17 protein-coding genes are annotated in these 18,718 nt (G+C 45.1%); 14 read left to right on the top strand and 3 right to left on the bottom strand.

Features of this window, described 5'->3' with window-relative positions; genetic code table 11:
- The first annotated feature begins 31 nt into the window (after positions 1-31).
- The 7 genes from QP775_RS06795 (at position 32) to QP775_RS06765 (ending at position 8,008) form a co-directional block, all read left to right on the top strand.
- Complete coding sequence (locus QP775_RS06795) at positions 32-1,207, top strand: MFS transporter (protein ID WP_285104668.1); 1,176 nt, start codon at positions 32-34, stop codon at positions 1,205-1,207.
- Positions 1,208-1,628: 421 nt separating this feature from the next.
- Positions 1,629-2,684, top strand: coding sequence for a FecCD family ABC transporter permease (locus tag QP775_RS06790; protein ID WP_239328118.1), 1,056 nt, complete (start codon positions 1,629-1,631; stop codon positions 2,682-2,684).
- Positions 2,685-2,686: 2 nt separating this feature from the next.
- Positions 2,687-3,721 carry a FecCD family ABC transporter permease gene (locus tag QP775_RS06785; protein WP_239328117.1) on the top strand — a complete coding sequence of 345 codons (1,035 nt, stop codon included), beginning with the start codon at positions 2,687-2,689 and terminating at the stop codon, positions 3,719-3,721.
- A gap of 54 nt (positions 3,722-3,775) precedes the next feature.
- The gene (locus QP775_RS06780; protein ID WP_285104664.1) at positions 3,776-5,491 is read left to right on the top strand and encodes an ABC transporter ATP-binding protein; all 1,716 of its coding nucleotides are present in this window, start codon (positions 3,776-3,778) and stop codon (positions 5,489-5,491) included.
- 79 nt (positions 5,492-5,570) lie between these two features.
- Positions 5,571-6,602 carry an NAD(P)/FAD-dependent oxidoreductase gene (locus QP775_RS06775; protein WP_239328115.1) on the top strand — a complete coding sequence of 344 codons (1,032 nt, stop codon included), beginning with the start codon at positions 5,571-5,573 and terminating at the stop codon, positions 6,600-6,602.
- A 92-nt stretch (positions 6,603-6,694) separates the two neighbouring features.
- The gene (locus tag QP775_RS06770; protein ID WP_239328114.1) at positions 6,695-7,510 is read left to right on the top strand and encodes an ABC transporter ATP-binding protein; all 816 of its coding nucleotides are present in this window, start codon (positions 6,695-6,697) and stop codon (positions 7,508-7,510) included.
- Between the two features lie 18 nt (positions 7,511-7,528).
- Positions 7,529-8,008: a MarR family winged helix-turn-helix transcriptional regulator gene (locus tag QP775_RS06765; protein ID WP_239328113.1), complete on the top strand. Its 480-nt coding sequence runs from the start codon at positions 7,529-7,531 to the stop codon at positions 8,006-8,008.
- A gap of 63 nt (positions 8,009-8,071) precedes the next feature.
- On the opposite strand, the gene QP775_RS06760 is transcribed toward QP775_RS06765, so the two are convergent.
- On the bottom strand, positions 8,072-9,355 hold the full coding sequence (locus tag QP775_RS06760) for a chitinase (RefSeq protein WP_285104659.1): 1,284 nt from the start codon (positions 9,353-9,355) through the stop codon (positions 8,072-8,074).
- A gap of 180 nt (positions 9,356-9,535) precedes the next feature.
- The gene (locus QP775_RS06755; RefSeq protein WP_285104657.1) at positions 9,536-11,200 is read right to left on the bottom strand and encodes a helix-turn-helix domain-containing protein; all 1,665 of its coding nucleotides are present in this window, start codon (positions 11,198-11,200) and stop codon (positions 9,536-9,538) included.
- Positions 11,201-11,393: 193 nt separating this feature from the next.
- Between QP775_RS06755 and QP775_RS06750 the strand changes: the two genes are divergently transcribed.
- The 3 genes from QP775_RS06750 to QP775_RS06740 all read left to right on the top strand — a co-directional run bounded on the left by QP775_RS06750 (position 11,394) and on the right by QP775_RS06740 (position 12,853).
- Positions 11,394-11,879, top strand: a complete 486-nt coding sequence (locus tag QP775_RS06750; protein WP_239328110.1) for a DinB family protein — start codon at positions 11,394-11,396, stop codon at positions 11,877-11,879.
- A 202-nt stretch (positions 11,880-12,081) separates the two neighbouring features.
- A complete protein-coding gene (locus QP775_RS06745) occupies positions 12,082-12,315 on the top strand; it encodes a hypothetical protein (protein ID WP_285104653.1) in 234 nt (77 codons plus the stop codon).
- Between the two features lie 43 nt (positions 12,316-12,358).
- Positions 12,359-12,853 carry a GyrI-like domain-containing protein gene (locus QP775_RS06740; RefSeq protein WP_285104651.1) on the top strand — a complete coding sequence of 165 codons (495 nt, stop codon included), beginning with the start codon at positions 12,359-12,361 and terminating at the stop codon, positions 12,851-12,853.
- A gap of 50 nt (positions 12,854-12,903) precedes the next feature.
- On the opposite strand, the gene QP775_RS06735 is transcribed toward QP775_RS06740, so the two are convergent.
- A complete protein-coding gene (locus QP775_RS06735) occupies positions 12,904-13,929 on the bottom strand; it encodes an alpha/beta hydrolase (RefSeq protein ID WP_285104649.1) in 1,026 nt (341 codons plus the stop codon).
- A 133-nt stretch (positions 13,930-14,062) separates the two neighbouring features.
- Between QP775_RS06735 and QP775_RS06730 the strand changes: the two genes are divergently transcribed.
- The 4 genes from QP775_RS06730 to QP775_RS06715 all read left to right on the top strand — a co-directional run bounded on the left by QP775_RS06730 (position 14,063) and on the right by QP775_RS06715 (position 18,704).
- Complete coding sequence (locus tag QP775_RS06730; RefSeq protein ID WP_285104647.1) at positions 14,063-14,893, top strand: NUDIX hydrolase; 831 nt, start codon at positions 14,063-14,065, stop codon at positions 14,891-14,893.
- 201 nt (positions 14,894-15,094) lie between these two features.
- Entirely contained in the window at positions 15,095-16,873 is a 1,779-nt protein-coding gene (locus tag QP775_RS06725; protein WP_285104645.1) for an ABC transporter ATP-binding protein, read from the top strand.
- A gap of 32 nt (positions 16,874-16,905) precedes the next feature.
- Positions 16,906-17,580, top strand: coding sequence for a response regulator transcription factor (locus QP775_RS06720; protein ID WP_285104643.1), 675 nt, complete (start codon positions 16,906-16,908; stop codon positions 17,578-17,580).
- Positions 17,577-18,704 (top strand): sensor histidine kinase, encoded by a 1,128-nt coding sequence (locus QP775_RS06715; RefSeq protein WP_285104641.1) that lies wholly within the window; start codon positions 17,577-17,579, stop codon positions 18,702-18,704. Before QP775_RS06720 ends, QP775_RS06715 begins: the two co-directional genes overlap by 4 nt.
- The last annotated feature ends 14 nt before the right edge of the window (positions 18,705-18,718 follow it).

Below are 18,718 nucleotides of genomic sequence, written 5' to 3'. Positions count from 1 at the left end.
CTTTACGAGAATGTGAAGGAGAGAATAAGAGATGAAAAGTCGATTCATGATCATGTTCTGCATCGTGCTAGGTGCCATGATTTCGATTGCTGCCTTTAATCCTATAATTGGACCCTTGTCTCGTAACTTGGGATTAAGCGAGTTCCAATCGGGATGTCTGGTAGCGATATCGGGATTATGCTGGCTTCTTGGAGGCTATTACTGGGAAAGAAAACGATTTATGCCGAGGAAAGCGATGCTAATTATGGTCATGGTCGTGTATTTGTTGACACTGCTCGGATTCGGCTGGCTTGCGGATCATGCAACTGCTATTACATCAAGCACTACCGGCTTGTTTTGGATATTTTTTGTACTACGTACAGTAGCAGGCTTCTTTTATGGCGGAATTCCTTCCTTGTCTCAGGCCTACATCATGGGATGGACAACAGCAGATACCCGGACGAAGGGAATGGCGCTTTTTGGGGCTGCTAATGGACTCGGCTTTGTCATGGGCCCTGCACTTAGCGGTGCAATGGCACCGATTAGTTTAACAGCACCGATGTATACGGCAGCGATATTCCTACTCTTAATGGCAATTTTATTCGGGATATGGATTCCCAATATGCCATATCAAGAGACGAGAACTCGTACGGCCTCATTATCGCCAAATGATAGCCGTATCCGCCTTTATTTAGGGATAGGCCTAATTTTATCCGTCGCGCTAAATATCGTTCAAGTGACGATCGGATTTTACATCCAAGATCAGCTGCACTATGATGCCAGCGCTACGATGCAATTAATTGGAACGGGCTTGGCCCTTTCTGGTGTAATGGTAGTCGTGTCTCAGGTCGTGATCAGTAAATTTTTACGCTGGAGTACAACCGGTCAGCTTTATTTGGGTCTTAGCTGTGTTGGAATAGGATTGTTGGGCTTTGTTTTGTTTGTGGATTATGCATACGTTGCTTTTATCATACTAGGGGTTGGTATCGGATTTACGATGCTTGGATACAGCGCAGGTGCATCACTGGCTGTGCAGGATCATGAACAAGGAAGTGTGGCGTCATATATTGCTTCTTTACAAGGTGGAGGTGCATTTGTAGGTCCGTTACTCGGAACAATGCTGTATACGACGTATATTAAGCTTCCCTATGTGCTCGGCATTACGTTAATGGGGTTGTCGTTACTGTTTGTATGGCGCAAAAGACAAGTGCGGCAAACCGCAATGTAATTATTTCCTTCACGAGAAGAGAGAATTAAAGTATAATCAAAATATTGATAATGATTATCATTATTTATTGTAATGTAATTTTATAGTTTTAACGGATTTACTTAGACGATAAGGGAGATGGTGATAGCAGTCCAGTCAATAGAGAGCAGTTAGAAAGACTGCTATTGTGTATGTACATGATAAGCTCGGGTAATTGATGGGGAATTGTTCAGCCCGCTAATTGAAATAAAGCTTTTCAGTCGAAGGACTGAAAAGCTTCTATTTATGTGTTGCTTGTCTATTTTGTACAAAAAAACAGTTCAGTTTGTCCATTGCAGTGTGGTTAGGCTCTGGCCTACAATATGTTTTATGTGCGATTGAGAATCAATATCAATATAATTTACTTTTTTGGAACATCATCTCGAGAACAAGGGTGGCAATCATGAGTCAAACTATTCGTTCAGCAGTTGAAGCAGAAGCAGAACCAGCAGTTAAGTTCCAATCTCGGCCATTGACTGCAACGTTGATCCTTATTGGGGGTGTCATTGCCTTAATATTTGGGATCGGTATTTCGGTATCCTTGGGTGCAGCAGATATTAAGCTGCCTACTGTATGGGATGCAATCTTTAACTTTAATGGAGAAGTGACGCAGCATCAGATCATACAGGAGCTTCGCCTTCCTCGTGTATTAGCAGCAGCTATGGTAGGTGCGTGCTTTGCAGTTGCCGGTGCGATTATGCAGGGGATGACACGTAATCCGCTGGCGGATTCAGGTCTCCTAGGCATCAATGCAGGCTCTGGCTTTGTGTTAGCGTTATGCTTTGCCTTTTTACCTGGACTGCCGTACATGTATCTCATCATGTATTCCTTTATTGGGGCGGCTGTGGGTGCTGGGCTGATATATGGTATTGGATCACTTGCGAAAGGCGGTTTAACGCCTGTACGTCTAGTATTGGCAGGTGCAGCATTAAGCGCACTGTTGTCTGCATTAGGAGAAGGAATTTCATTATACTTCCGCATTGGTCAGGATTTGGCCTTTTGGAGCGCAGGTGGAGTAGCGGGTACGAAGTGGTACCATTTGGAGATTATGTTTCCTTGGATTGCAGCGGCAATAATCGGAGGGCTGATTCTGTCCCGTTCGATTACGATGTTAAGTCTTGGGGAGGATATTGCAAAAGGCTTGGGTCAACGAACCGGTCTGGTTAAGCTCGCTGGCACCATCATTGTACTTATTCTAGCGGGTGCTGCGGTTTCGGTTGCGGGTGCGGTCAGCTTCGTCGGTTTGATTATTCCTCACTTGACTCGTTATCTGGTAGGTGTTGATTACCGCTGGATTATACCGTGTTCTGCTGTGCTTGGTAGTTTGTTAGTTGTTTTTGCAGATTTAGCGGCTAGAATGATTAACCCACCGTACGAGACGCCAATTGGCGCTCTTATCGCCCTTATCGGTGTTCCTTTCTTCTTATATCTAGCACGTAAAGAAAGAAGGGAGCTGTAGAGATGGAAAATACAATTATAGCGTTAAGTGAGCGGCGGAGGAAAAAGCGTGGCGTAACTGTGCTTGTCATATTAGGTGTATTAATCGTTATTGCTTTAATGATCAGCGTAAATACCGGGCACATCCGGCTATCCCCGATGGAGTTGATACGTACGTTGTTCGGCTCGGGCACAGCAAAGCAAAATCTGATCTTATTTGAATTCCGCTTGCCTCGAATTGTTATAGCTGCCTTAATTGGGGCGGGATTGGCTGTATCAGGGTGCATTATGCAAGGGATCTCACGGAATGCATTAGCGGACCCCGGCATTCTGGGTATCAATGCAGGAGCAGGGTTAATGGTGATGCTGTTTATCTCCTTCTATCCGACGACGGCTGCTGCACCAGTGTATTTGCTCCCAGTGCTGGCATTGATTGGAGCAGGCTTAACAGCAGCTCTCATTTACGCGCTTGCTTACAAGCCGCATGAAGGTCTGTCTCCGACGCGCTTGCTGCTGACAGGGATTGCAGTTGCAGCGGGAATAAGCGCTGCGATGATCGTATTGACCTTAAAGCTGAGCCCGGAAAAATATCAATTTGTAGCGACCTGGTTAGCCGGAAGTATTTGGGGCTCCAATTGGAAGTTTGTGCTGGCGCTACTCCCATGGATTGTCATTCTGCTTCCATATGTGTTCTATAAAGCACGAGTAATGAACATTTTAAATCTGGGAGACCAGACGGCAACTGGACTTGGTGCCCCTGTAGAAAAGGAACGCTTCGCCTTGATTGCGGCTGCAGTCGGACTTGCGGGGGCGTGTGTAGCAGTAAGCGGTGGTATTGGCTTTGTCGGCTTGATAGGTCCGCATTTAGCACGGAGACTAGTTGGTCCGAAGCATCAGCTGCTGCTGCCTGCCTCCGCATTAGCTGGAGCACTGCTTGTCCTCGTGTCGGACACGATTGGACGCTGGATCATCCAGCCTTCTGAGGTACCTACTGGAATCGTAGTTGCTGTGGTAGGCGCACCGTACTTTTTATACCTGCTTGCAAAGTCCAAAGCATAGGTATGTTACTAGCGCAGTGTCAAAGAACTTTAAGATGAGAGTGAGGGAATATAATTGCTGCGACGCTTTTTCGCCTATTACAGGCCATACAAATGGCTGTTTATATTAGATTTCTCTTGTGCCATTATTGCTGCGGCATTAGAACTTGCATTCCCGCTAGCCGTAAATCAGGTAGTAGATAAGCTGCTGCCAAGCGGACATTGGGATTGGATTCTTTGGGGCTGTGCAGGATTACTAGGGATTTATGTTATCAGCTCATTTTTGCACTTTGTTGTTACTTATTGGGGCCATAAATTGGGGATCAACATTGAAACAGATATGCGAAAGAAATTGTTTGATCACGTACAAAAGCTGCCGTTTCGGTTCTTTGACAACAACAAGACAGGACATCTTGTGTCTCGTATGACCAATGACCTGATGGATATCGGGGAGATTGCACACCACGGCCCTGAGGACTTGGTTATTGCGATTATGACGCTGGCAGGCGCATTCGGCATTATGCTGGGGATTAATTGGCAGTTGGCGGTGCTTACCTTTGTCATTATTCCACTTATGATTTATTTATCATTATATTTCAGCCGCAAGATGTCGCGAGCTTTTGATCGATTGTTCAAAGATATAGCTGATTATAATGCCCGCGTTGAGAACAACGTCAGCGGCATTCGAGTCGTGCAAGCATTTGCAAACGAGAAGCACGAGATTGCTCGTTTCGCTGAGCGTAATGAACGTTTCCGTCTAACCAAGTTGATCACGTACAAGATTATGGCTTGGAACTCTTCATTAAGTTATATTTTAATGAAATTTGTATCGTTATTTGTGCTCGTGTGCGGTACTTGGTTTGTTATTGAAGGAAAAATGACATACGGTGAATTTATAGCTTTTGTGATGCTTTCAGCGGTGTTTCTACAACCTATTCAGCAGATCAACTCCGTTATTGAGACCTACCCTAAAGGTATCGAGGGCTTCAAACGATATCTGGAACTGCTGGAAATGGCGCCTGATATTGCAGATGCTGAGCATGCCAAGTCTGTCAAACATTTAAAGGGAGATATTGCTTATAAAGGTGTTACCTTCGGATACGAAAATAAAGATAAGGTGCTGCGTAAAGTTGATCTCACGATCAAAGCGGGTGAGACTGTGGCGCTTGTTGGACCTTCTGGCGCAGGCAAGACGACGATTTGCAGCCTGCTGCCTCGCTTCTATGAGATTGATGAAGGTGCAATCACCATTGATGACATCGATATTCGAGATATGACTTTAGAATCATTGCGCAGTCATATTGGTATCGTGCAGCAGGACGTCTTTTTATTTGATGGGACGATTCGCGAAAATATTGCTTACGGTAAATTAGGCGCTCCGGAACATGAAATCTGGGAAGCAGCGCGGCGTGCGCAGCTGGAAGAAGTAATTTTGGCGCAGCCAGAGGGTCTGGATACTGTAATTGGGGAACGCGGCGTGAAGCTCTCAGGGGGGCAGAAGCAACGTTTGTCTATTGCACGTATGTTTTTGAAGAATCCTCCGATCCTCATTCTCGACGAGGCAACGTCGGCGCTTGACACTGAGACGGAAGCTGCTATCCAGTTGGCGCTCACTCAATTATCGAAAGGAAGAACAACGCTTGTTATAGCACACCGTCTAGCTACCATTAAGAATGCGGATCGTATCGTCGTGGTTGCGGATCAAGGAATTGCAGAGCAGGGCAGCCATGCACAGCTTCTTGAAGTAGGCGGTACTTACAGCAGATTACACGAGGCACAATTTGGCGCGTAACATATCAAGCTGCTGCTAGCATCAAAGTCTTGATCGTTCGTAATCTAACAATACACCATTGGACCTTGGGGGATTTGACATGTCAGAACAATTGGAACTGTATGATGTCACCATTATAGGAGGCGGCCCCGCCGGCATGTACACGACTTTCTACAGCGGCATGCGTGATCTGAAGACCAAACTGATCGAAGCGAAGAACGAGCTGGGCGGACGTATGCTGATATATCCAGAGAAGATGATCTGGGATGTGGGTGGCGTTACTCCTATTTTATGCGGAAAGCTGATTGAGCAATTGGAACAGCAAGCTAAGACGTTTGACCCGACTATTGTGCTTGGACAGCAGATCACGGGCTTGGAGAAGCAGGCAGACGGAACTTTTATATTAATGTCAGACACAGGTGAGAGGCATCATACACGTACCATTATTTTGGCAATCGGTTATGGAATCTTAACGATGCAAAAATTGGAGATAGAAGGTGCGGACCGTTATGAGGTGACTAATCTGCACTATACGGTGCAGGAACTCGAGGTATTTAGAGACAAGCGGGTTGTCATCTCAGGTGGTGGGAACTCGGCCGTTGACTGGGCCAATGAATTGGAGCCAATTGCTGCAAGTGTTACTATTGTCCATCGTCGCGATCAATTTGGCGGTCATGAGCGCAATGTTGTGAAGATGAAAGAATCCTCTGTTCAAGTCAAAACGCCTTATGCAGTTAGTCAATTGCACAGTAATGGCGAATCCATTCAACAGGTAACAATCTCTCATATCGAAACGGGGGAGACCGAGCTGGTGGATGTGGATGCAGTTATTGTAAACCATGGCCTGAAATGTGATTATGGTCCGCTAGCGCAGTGGGGATTAGCGATGGAGGACGAGACAGCGTTAGTTAGTCCGAAAATGGAAACTAACATACCAGGCATCTATGCCGCTGGAGATTTTGTTAATTTTGAGAGCAAAGTTCGCTTAATTGCAGGTGCGTTTACAGATGCAGCTCTTGCATTAAATAGTGCCAAGACTTACATGGACCCGGAAGCACCTGCAGTGGCCTATGTTTCCTCTCACAACGAACGGTTTAAAGAAAAAAACAAGGCGCTTGGTGTAGAGAGCTAAGTGCGGCCTGTCTACATTAGGTATATGTTGTAGCTTTCATCATACTGCACGTCATAAAGGCATCATCTGATATTAAGAAGGAGGCATCCAGGATGCAAGTGCTAAAAGAACGTCTTCATACCGAGCAGCTCCAAATTGCATATGGGGATACGCCAATCGTTAAAAATTTGAATTTGACGATACCTGATGGAAAAATCACGGCGTTAGTTGGCGCCAACGGTTCAGGCAAATCTACGATTCTAAAGGCGATGGCGCGACTTATGCGACCCAATGCAGGAGCAGTACTGCTGGACGGACAGTCCATACAATCGAAGTCAACCAAGGAAGTAGCAAAGCAATTGGCTATACTGCCGCAGAATCCAACTGCGCCCGATGGATTAACAGTGTCTGAACTAGTCTCTTACGGGAGATTCCCGCACCAGAAGGGCTTTGGCTCCTTGACGGGTGAGGACAAGAAGATCATTCAATGGTCGCTTGAAGTGACGGGCATGACTTCATTTCATGATCGTCCAGTAGATAGGTTGTCTGGTGGTCAACGTCAACGTGCTTGGATTGCGATGTCGCTGGCGCAGCAGACGGACATTTTATTTTTGGACGAACCGACAACGTTTTTGGATATGGCACATCAACTGGAAGTACTGCAATTGCTTCATAAGCTGAATCGGGAAGAGAAACGAACGATCGTTATGGTTGTACACGATTTAAATCATGCCTCAAGATATGCACAGCATATGGTTGCCATCAAGGCGGGGACTGTTATTTGTGAAGGTACTCCCGTTGAAGTTATGAATAAGAAGGTTCTGCGGGAAGTGTTTGCGATAGAAGCAGATATTATGCCTGATCCGAGGTCCGGGGTTCCGCTTTGCTTGCCGTACGAATTGGCCGCTTTGTCTGCTGTGAAAGCATAAAGACGGGAGGGGGATGGGATGGATGCACAATCCATATACACGATCCGTCAAATTATTCGCAAGTGGCATCGCTATTTAAACAGTAAAATGTTCGGGACAAAGTATGTCATTCTGGAAATTATGAGCGAGCATAACAATTGTACAGTTGCCGATCTGGCAAATATGCTATCTTTAACGTCTGCTGCAGTTGAAGAGGCTATCCATAGCTTGGTCATTAGCGGCTTGGCGCAATGGGTGCCCGGCAAAGAATCAGTGATCGTTCCTACAAGCACGGGCATTAAAATAGCGCATTCTGTTCGTGCAGGCCGAATGAAGTGGGCGCAGCAGCATGTTGGCGGCAGTGCTGTTCAAGAATTTCAGCAACTCTTTGAATTGTTAAATGAAATGGTATGTGATGTTGAACAACAAACCGCAGCAGCGGCCCAACTTCAGAGTGCGGACGATTCTGTTATAGATCCTTTTGGATACATGGTAGAAAAAGAGGCGAGCAGTCCATAAGCGGGACCGCTCGCCTCTCATTTCGTTCAGGAGTTGTATCGCTTACATTTTTAGCTCGGAATCTCAAAAAGGTTTCATGCCCAATGTATCCAGCTTCTCATTGGAAATATTAATTCCCATCTTTCCAGTAATATCACGGTAATGTCCAGCACGACGCTTAACTGGGCTGCCATCTGTTTCGCCAAGATTGGCCTCGAGCCCATTCAGAACCATGATCGTAACACCAAATCCTGGTGAACTTAGTCCTTTCGCAGTCAGTTCCTTAGTTGGTTTCCACTTTCCGACCATAACATCATGTGCGGATGGCTTTGGCGCTTGTGGAGTCATCCAGAACAGAATGGCTGTCATAAATCCGACCTTTCCATCTGCGGCAACAATTTCAGGATTTTTGAGCAGGATCTCTTTGTCTCCATAAATAACGGAGCTGAACAAGCCGTAGTTAAAGTTCCAACTCAACATGATCGGCCCCCGGCCATAGTATCTTTTGTCCTTGTAGCCAGGGTAGAGTTCGCTGCTATTCGGATCCACAAAGTTTGATGTGTTTTTACCGGTTCTACCTGCAATATTTTCGTTCCAGAACAGTCCCCAACGCAGCGGACCGCCTGGAGCTGTGTCCCAGCCGCCGCCTGTCTCATGTGAGAGATTCGCGAGTAAAGCCGCAAGTTCCCGCTTACGGTCTTTCTTGGTACCTTCTTTCAAAAACGAGCCGTAATCGACAATCTGGACGACTAAATTACGCTTGCGGTTGATATCAGAGTTAAAGTTTGCAGAACGAGATACTAGCGTTTCTGATCTGGCATCTTTATCGAATCGGTATACTTCCTGTGCATTAAGGTCACCTTCTCGGCTAATGACCTTGTACTTAATGTTTGCAACTTCAGCTACGGCTTGAATCAAATTGTCGTAGGAGAAATAATCCGTCTGGTTGGCATTGTAATAATCTTTGCCTTTGGCTGCTTTGTGCCATTCGGTAGAACCTAAGCGATAAGGAAATAATTGTTCATAATCTTGTTGTGGTAACGCTGCCTTGACCGCCTCTACCGCTTTATCCGGCACATAGTCAGGGTCAATACCGTCCCATTCTTTACGAATTTCCTTTCGAGTGAGAAGTCTGCTCTCGCCAACTTGCAGCGAACTTTCTTGATTATACCGATCGCCAGTGTGAGATTTGTGATGGGAACTACTGTTATGTACCTGCTCGGTAGAATAGGTTGAGATGTTTCTACCTGCAGCAGAGAGGTCAGATGCAAAGGCTGTAAGCGGTGCCATAACAAGTGATGCGCCAACAGACAAAGAGACAGTCCGGTGCACCAGGCGGCGTGTTAAGCAATTTTTCCTTGCGGACATAATCATCCTCCTTTAATTAGGGAATGGTTCATACATATTCACCTACTCAACTAATCATGTACAATTTGACTGTTTGACATGTTCTTAACCAGAAACAGATAGTATGAGCAGCCTTATACGTGAGGAAGCCGTCGAGAATAATCGACGGCTTCGAAGGTATAGGAAGTCAATTATGAATTCTTAGGAGGTTTGGCTTAACAGTAAGGGAAGTGCCTGAAGGAGTCGCTCTCTTGTTAGAGCATCGCTGAGATTCCAGTGTAAGGCGTTTACTTGGTATACGTACCCAGCGCGAACGGCCGAAAGTTGTTGCCAGCTATCGCTGCACATAAGCCGTCTCGTTGCTTGCCTGGAGAGCTCATTGCCGTTGATCAGCATAAAGATACGGTCTCCAGCATAGTCGGCAACTTGTCCAGAATTAATCTCCATAAAGCCAGATCCAGAATCTAAAATATGTTGGATCTTGTCCACTGGTCTAAATCCAACAGGATGATATAGAGCAGATGACAGCCCTGTAGTGCCCATCACAAAGAGTCGATCACCGTGATCATAAATAAAGACAGAAGCTGTCTCACCGGGCTTGATATGGGCTCGTAGTTCACGCCACATGGCATTTTCTTTGGCCGTATAGGTGTCAAGCCATTGCTGGGCCTCACGCTGCTTGCCAAGAAGGCTGCCAAGTGTATGCAGGCGTTGATCCAATGGAGCAAAGGAATTAAACGTAACAGTTGGCGCAATCTGTGAAATAGAACGATACAAGCTTTCGTCTTCATTTGCCATGATAATTAAGTCAGGTTCCAGCATTCGAGAGGCGTGCGGGTTGCAAGGATGACCAACATCCTCAATCCGATGCACATATTCCTCACAAATTGTACCTTGAATAAAATAGGAGGAGCCGCCAACAGCCTTTACACCTAACGCAACTAGATCACCATAAGTCTCACCATGATAAATAATACGCTGTGGTGTAACGGGTATGTCCACTTCATGACCGGTCCAATCTTTGACACGAACTTTGCCTTGCATCCGTCGTGCATATTGTTTAGGTGTAATGCCAGTAGTATGGCGAAAACGACGGTTAAAATAGTATTCGTCCGTAAAACCCACGCGCTCAGCAATCTCACGTAAAGGCTGATCTGAACAGCTTAACAGCTCTTTGGCACGGGTTATACGAAGTTCTGTCAAGTAGTCAAGCGGTCTTCTTCCCGTTAATTCTTGGAATATTGGCGTATAGCGCCATTGTGACACATTGGCAAGTTGAGCAAGCTGCTTGACGGTAATTGGATTCATGTAATTGTTCTGCATATATTGGATGGTGTTCTGCACCGATTGACTCGTTCCTTGAGAATGGTTTGAGCGAAGGTTGTGCTCCAGTATGAAGCCCATTAGCTGTACGAAACGAACTTGTTGTGTATACCATTCCATTTCCGTCTTGCCTGGCTTGCCAGCGTATAATTCTTCAATCATTCTTAGCAGTCTTGACCAAGGATAAGTTGATATTTCAAAACGGCCTGGAAACAGCTGCTGTGAGTAACTTAAATGCTCACCATCTGAATGGGTCTGAATAATTGTAAATGCGATCCGGTAAACACAAATTTCACTACTACCGTCGCTATCTACACGAAGTGAAGTTCCTGGCGATACGAGGTAACTCTTTCCAGCCATATATTCAAAAGTCGTCTGATTGATATGGAGGCTGCCGCTGCCACGCTCAAATACGAGTAAAGTGTGCATCGTACAATCCGTTGAAGTAGAGTGCCAATCAGCCAACTGTTCGACTCGAGTAATATCGGACAATTGGAAGGACAAGGAACGTAATGGAGGAGTATGTATGCTAAGTTGTGTCAATGGGTGTAACTCCTCTCTTTGATGATAATCATTATCAATGATATCATTGTATTAAATATAGTAAAGCTTTTCAACGTAAAGAAAGATCCAGCCCATAAATAAATATGATGTTTCAACAGGAAAACGTGGTAAGTACATAGAATTATGAATATATGAGTTGATAATGATATATTGCAGATAAGGGGAAAACAACATGTACGACAAACAGCAGCTTATTACGCAATTTAAAATATGGATTCCATTTTTGCAGCAGCTTCTTGAAATAGAAGAAATATGGAGTCAGCCGATAGCGGAGAACAAGTGGACCGTCAAAGAAGTAGTCAGTCACATCATGTTATGGGATCAATTTTTTTATGAAGAGGCGATTCGCAAACTAGCAGACCATGCTCCTTTATCATTTCAGCACGTTGATTTTGATTCTTTTAACGAGCATGCCAAGCTGTATGGGCATTCCAATACGATCTCTCGCATCGTATCGGAATCAATTGTGTATCGAAGCGCTATTCTGGATTGCATCGAGTCGATGTCGCCACAACAGTGTGAGCAAGATTATCCGATGATAGATGGCAATCAATTTAATGTGTTACAATATTTACATGATTTTATTAGGCACGATCAACACCATATGAGTCAGATCGAGGCGTTAATGGCCAACACATTGGTACACGAGCAGGCGTAAAGGAGTCAAGTCAAGTTGAGTGATTTTGAACGCAGGAGAGCAGGCATGTGATGGTGTGCGGGAACAAGAAGAGGAACTTGGCATCTAAGTTGAGTGTGAACAATTAACGGCCTGTGGTACAGCAGCTGAGGAACAACAGATAAGTGATTCAGTGATGGATAGGGAATTTTGCCACGTACATATATACTACTGTATACTTCCGTTGGAACAGTTCCGACGTCAGATCGAAGAATTGGCCGGGCTATATTTTATCAAGTTAACAGCCGTTATGGCTATGATCGAGGGAAATGCTGCTTCCGTGTGCGGCCTGGGAATAATCGTTGAGACAAGCACCGATAGTACGACACCACATACAGCCATCTTCGATTCATCTCATTTTGTACCCCATTCGATCGTATACTACAAACGAATATGGAGTGCTATTATGCAAGACTAGCAGTATAATGAGTGGAGATGAACGGAATGGGGGGGCCACGTAAATGGAACCGATAATTGTGGAAAGACCTGAACTAAAGTTAATCGTGCTACATGCCGAACAGAACGGCGCTGATGTTAGAAGAGCGTGGTCTGAGATTCAGCACCAACTGGAGACACACGAGGTGAATTGGAATAATAGAAGTATAGGGTATGTGATCGTGCCGGAGTGGCAGTGGGCTAGTGGGGTGAAAGAACTGTGGGTTGGTGTGGAGACGCACAGCTTGGAACATATTCCTGAAAGGCTTGATACAAAGGTCATTCCAGCAGGGATGTATATGAAAGTGCGCTGCACTGGTGATCGCAATCATATGCTGTCGATCTATGCTTCAATCGATAGATGGATCAGTGAACACGAATACGAACGATTAAGCGGCCATGGAAGCTACAGCGTAGAGGCGAATCGCTTGCAACCGGTTAATCCCTTCCAGATACCAGCTGACGTTATTGAACAATTTGACTATGATATCTATGTTCCGGTCAAGTCACTGCATGATTAGTCTATAGATTAGGCAAGAAGGAGGGGATCCCCCTCCTTCTTCTTTGTATTTTATGAGGTTTTAGAATGTAATCTGAGTTGCTGTATCAGCTTTATTATTTGTTCATTAATGGTGTTCGGGTCATGATGATGCACATAATGCCCTGCATCTTGCAGGACGAATTGCGTGCTTTGGCTAGACCAATCAGTCAGGTTTTGTTGCGTCGTTACCCATTCGGCGAGAGTTGTCCGACCAGCGGTGAAGATGAGTAATGGTATATTTCCGATATGACCGGCTGCGGATACTTTACTCGCATTGTCGATGGAACAGTTTAATTCATTAATTATCATTGGATTGTAGACATTTTTTAGAGTCATCGCCAGGCTTAATTGTTTTAATTGTGAGGGAAGTTGATCTCCATAACCTGCTTCTATAGTTGTAATAAAGTCAGCTACATCAGGGATGTAGGATAATGTTCGTACTAGCCCGATGTTTGTTGCGAGTCGAATGGCATACATAGGAAGAATCTGCTGCCAAGTTACCGTGTTATTTTTGTAGAAATCAGGGTTTCCTCCGTCCAAGAGGACAACCCCTGCGGTCTCACTTTTGTACTTCTGTGCGAAGTGAATCGCCTCTAAAGAGGCAAGCGAGTGCCCGACCATGATGTAAGGGGGGCTTACTCCAGCTAGCTTAAGCATTAGATGTAATTCATCCGTAACCGTATCAATATCAGGCGTCCTATCTGTTGGCTCGCTCCACCCGTATCCAGCTTTCTCATAAACGATCACACGAGTATGCTTAGCAAGCGCTGTGTAGAGCGGATAGAAATCCGCATACGGACTTGGTGTGCCAAGTCCAGCACCCAGTACTACAGTTGGCCCACCTTCACCAATGCTATAGAGATGCATTTGGTGCCCGTTAATGGACAGAAGCTGGCCAACTGGGGGATACTGTGCCTGATCCTGCTTCACGGCAAACAATTGGTACAGCATCCCTGTACAAACAAGCACCAGCAGAACAGCAAAAATGATAAGTACTACTCGGGGCCATTTCTTTTTGCGGGGGACTATTACAGCTGTATTCGAATCTATTAACATGCGAACACGCTCCCTATCTTTTACGTTTAATAGAATACGACAATTATGAACAGAAAAACTACTTCAAAAATTAAAAAATTATGGATCTTTTATGCAGAGTGGCAACATACAGATTGCAACTTAAACTACTCGAATGCTTAGCATGATTAGTGTAGTAGAGCGATCCTATACAGCGGAGGAACGATTGATGATATACAGACGACAGACGTACAAGTTATATCCGGAGCACGTGGATGCATATAATGATTTTTTTCACTCGCTTGTTCTTACTAGTCTTACCCAATATGGTGTTAAGTTAGTTGGTCGATGGAAAACAGAAGAGCAGCACGAGATAATGGAGGTGTGGGCATATCGTGATAGGGAACATTACGAAAATGTGGAGAAGAAGATTCAAGAAGAAGAAGGGCAGTACGGGTTGCAGCAGCATCTATTGAATAGGGGCGACATGTTGAGCGATACCCGTCAGGATTGGTTAACCTCTACTACAGATTTGTATAATCCTCCTAAGCACATTATAGCTACAAGCGCATATGTCACTAATGATAAAAATCATGTTCTTCTGGTTAAGACAGCGTACCGTTCGGATACTTGGGAAATGCCAGGTGGACAAGTCGAGATTGGCGAGTCCCTGATTGATGCTGCTATACGCGAGGTGGCGGAGGAAACAGGCGCAAATATTCGTATTGATGGTATATCTGGCATATATCAGAATATGAGCAGTGAGATTATTAGTATTGTTTTTCGCGGCACTTACATAGATGGAGATCTTAAATGTCAGACAGGCGAGACGACCGATGTACAATTTGTTAAGCTGACAGAACAAAGCGCAGCCCAGTATATAACGAGGGAACATTTCTGTACACGACTGCTGGATGCGATGAAAGGAACGTGCCTGCCAGTTGAAATGTTTCAGCTAAAGCCGTATCAGATCATGGACAGAATAGAGACGTTCCATTTAAAGTAGTTAATGAATTCATAAAGCTATGGTTTCTCCATTCCAAATAAAGTGGACTCAATGGCCCCTTCTTTGTCTGCCATGACGAAGAAGGGGCTTTCGTGCGATGCATTGTTGGTTGATCCAGTAGCAGTTGTTTAAATTCCGTTTACATTCACGCATTATGATGTATCCCATAAGCAATGCGGTCAAGATGAGGGAGTGGAAGTTATGGAAGATAAGAGAGAATTAACAGCATCACAAAAAGGATCTATCAGCAACTGGCGGCAATTCATGAACTTAATTAACGAGACGAAGCCTTCCAAATTAATGTTAATGGTCGCGCTGCTCATGAGTATCGGTTCGACTGCGGTGTCGCTGGTCATTCCGATGTTTACAAAGGGGATGGTAGACAATTTTTCCATGTCCAAGTTAGATGCAATGCAGATTGCTTTACTTGCGGGAGCCTTTATTGTACAGACGATTGCTGCAGGGCTGTCCATTTACTTGCTGAATTTGATCGGACAGAAAGCTGTTGCAGGCTTAAGAGATCGGTTGTGGAAAAAGATGCTCGTACTTCCGGTCTCGTACTACGATCAGAATAAAACAGGCGAAACGGTCAGTCGAATAACAAATGATACTGGTATCGTTAAGGCCTTTATAACCGAGCACCTTGCGAGCTTCTTTACGGGAATAGTATCCGTCGTCGGTTCGTTTATCGTGTTATTGTACCTTGACTGGCAGATGACGCTGATTATGTTCATTGTCATTCCGTTAGCGGCACTTATTTTAATTCCGCTCGGCAAGCAAATGTTTAAAATCTCAAAAGGCCTTCAGGATGAGACAGCTTCGTTTACGGCTGTATTAAGTCAGGTGTTGTCGGAAATTAGGTTGGTAAAGGCTTCTAATGCGGAAGCTCGTGAGTACGAGAATGGCAGCAAAGGCATTAACAGCCTGCAGCGATTTGGGATTAAAGAAGGGGTTGTGCAGGCACTAATTTCACCGATTATGTCTTTTGTTCTTATGGTACTGCTTGTCGTTGTGATCGGATATGGCGGCATGAGGGTGTCATCTGGAGCGTTGTCAGCAGGTGAACTGGTTGCATTTATACTGTATTTAATTCAAATTGTGATGCCGATGAGTCAATTGTCGATGTTCTTTACCCAACTACAGAAGGCTATTGGCGCTACCGAGCATATGATCTCCATACTGGACACAAAAGAAGAGGATCATAGCGGTGGCGCAGAAGTCAAGCAGGCCAACCAGCCGATCACGGTTGAACAAGTTCACTTCTCTTATTCAGAAGCAGAGCCTGTTCTGGAGAATATTAACTTTACGATCAAGCCAGGGAAAGTAACGGCCATCGTTGGACCGAGTGGTGGTGGCAAAACTACATTGTTCTCGTTGTTCGAGCGTTTCTACTTGCCAACTTCGGGTATAATCAAGTTAGGGCAGCAGGGAATTAATGAATTTTCATTGCAATCCTGGCGGTCACAGATCGGTTATGTATCTCAAGAAAGCCCTTTAATTGATGGGACAATTCGGGAAAATATATGTTATGGCATGAGTGAGGAAGTATCGCAGGAAGCATTGGAACGGGCAGCCGAAATGGCTTATGCTGACGGATTTATCCGAGAGCTGACGGACGGATATGAGACAGAAGTTGGCGAACGCGGCATCAAGCTGTCAGGTGGCCAGCGGCAAAGGATCGCCATTGCGCGTGCTCTGCTTCGTAACCCTCAGATTCTGATGCTGGATGAAGCGACATCCAGTCTGGATAGCAGGTCCGAGATTGTGGTACAGAAAGCTCTAAACAACTTGATGAAAGGTCGGACCACGTTAGTGATAGCCCATCGACTGTCAACCGTGGTGGATGCAGATCAGATCTTGTTTATAGAGAAAGGGAAACTGACAGGCAGCGGCAACCATAATAAATTGCTGGAAAGCCATGCGATGTATCGAGAATTTGCGACGCAGCAATTGCGCATTCAAGAGCAGCACAGTTCATAAAAGTAATTACCCGTGAAAGGCGGAGTGTCAGTATGAACACGATCTTAATCGTTGATGATGATCCACATATTCGTGAATTAGTGACCGTGTTTCTTCAGAAGGAGGGCTTCCGGACAACGGAAGCCTCGGACGGAGTCGAGGCCATGCAGCTGATGGAGATCGATCGAGCGGATCTCGTCATACTCGATATTATGATGCCTAATATGGATGGATGGGAATTATGCCGCGAGTTGAAATCTTTATATGAGATTCCGCTGCTCATGCTGACCGCCAAAGGGGAAACCTCGCAAAAGGTAAAGGGATTTAATTTGGGAACGGATGATTATTTAGTTAAGCCGTTTGATCCTATGGAATTGGTTGTGCGAGTGAAGGCGCTTCTGAAACGCTATCAGATCGCGTTATCGCAGACGGTTCAGTTCGGGCAAATGACGATGAACCGTCAGACGTTTGAAGTAACCTTGTTGAATCAAAAGATAACGCTGCCCATGAAAGAGTTTGAACTACTCTTTAAGCTGGGGGGATACCCTGGGAAGACCTTTTCTAGAGAACAGTTGATCGAAGACATTTGGGGATATGACTTTGAGGGGAACGAAAGAACACTAGATGTACACATCAATCGTTTGCGTGAACGATTCCCAGAGCATGATCATACGTTTAAAATCAAAACGATAAGAGGTTTAGGCTACCGATTAGAGGTGCTTGAATGAGTCTAAGACAACGCCTTAGAAGACTAAAGACGAACAAGATGTGGCGAGTTTGCAAACTGGTATTTGGCATCGCCGTCATTTTGTTGTTTATGCTTGCATGCTGGTCTATTTCCTATTTCATTACACCGTATTTGATGACCTGGGCAGGTTGGAGTCTTACAGACTACTGGGCATTTGTCATGGTTTGTATCGTGGCCTTACTCCTATTAAGCGCAGTTATAGGCATATTCCTTCCATTAGCACGCAATAAACACTTGGTGTTCTACCTATCTATCGTTGATGCCGTCAAACAAATATCCCGTGGTGATTTTGATGTTAAGATTACGCCGCAGGAAGACTTTGAGGAGGAATTTGGCGCATTGGTGGAAAGTATTAACCACATGGCAGGAGAACTAGGACAAATGGAGAAAATGCGCCAAGAGTTTATCTCCAATGTTTCTCATGAGATTCAGTCTCCTTTAACGTCCATTCGTGGGTTTGCTCGTGTGTTACAGAATAGGGAGTTAAGTGAGGACGAGCGGCACCACTATTTACAAATCATTGAGATGGAAACGATGCGCTTATCCAAATTGAGTGATAACTTACTGAAATTAACATCATTAGAATCGGATCATCATCTGATTGAACCGGTATTGTTTCGACTGGACAGCCAAATTCGCAAGCTGATCCTTGTTAGTGAGCCACAATGGTCGACAAAAGAACTGGACATCGACCTGAACTTGGCGAAGGTAGATATTGTCGCGGATGAAGATATGTTTAGTCAGGTGTGGGTGAATCTGATTCATAATGCGATCAAGTTTACACCGGATAAGGGGCTAATTCGCATCAATATGAAGGCATCCGATCATGAGGTGGAAGTGGTTGTGCAGGATAGCGGTATCGGAATTGAGGCGGATTATGTGCCACACGTGTTCGAACGTTTTTTTAAGGCGGACTCATCACGTAATCGTGCGCAAGGCGGCAATGGATTAGGGTTGTCGATTGTGCAAAAGATCGTGCAGCTTCATCAAGGAACAATTGATGTGGAAAGCACAAGAGGAGTAGGTACAACCTTTACGCTGAAGCTGCCGCTGCGGACCACTAATGTTGGGGAATTGGTTGTTCGTAACCCGACAACGAAATAAGCGCCTTTCTCATG

The organism is Paenibacillus sp. UMB4589-SE434 (assembly GCF_030226685.1).
GTDB lineage: Bacteria > Bacillota > Bacilli > Paenibacillales > Paenibacillaceae > Paenibacillus_B.
This window is presented reverse-complemented; position numbering and strand designations above follow the sequence as displayed.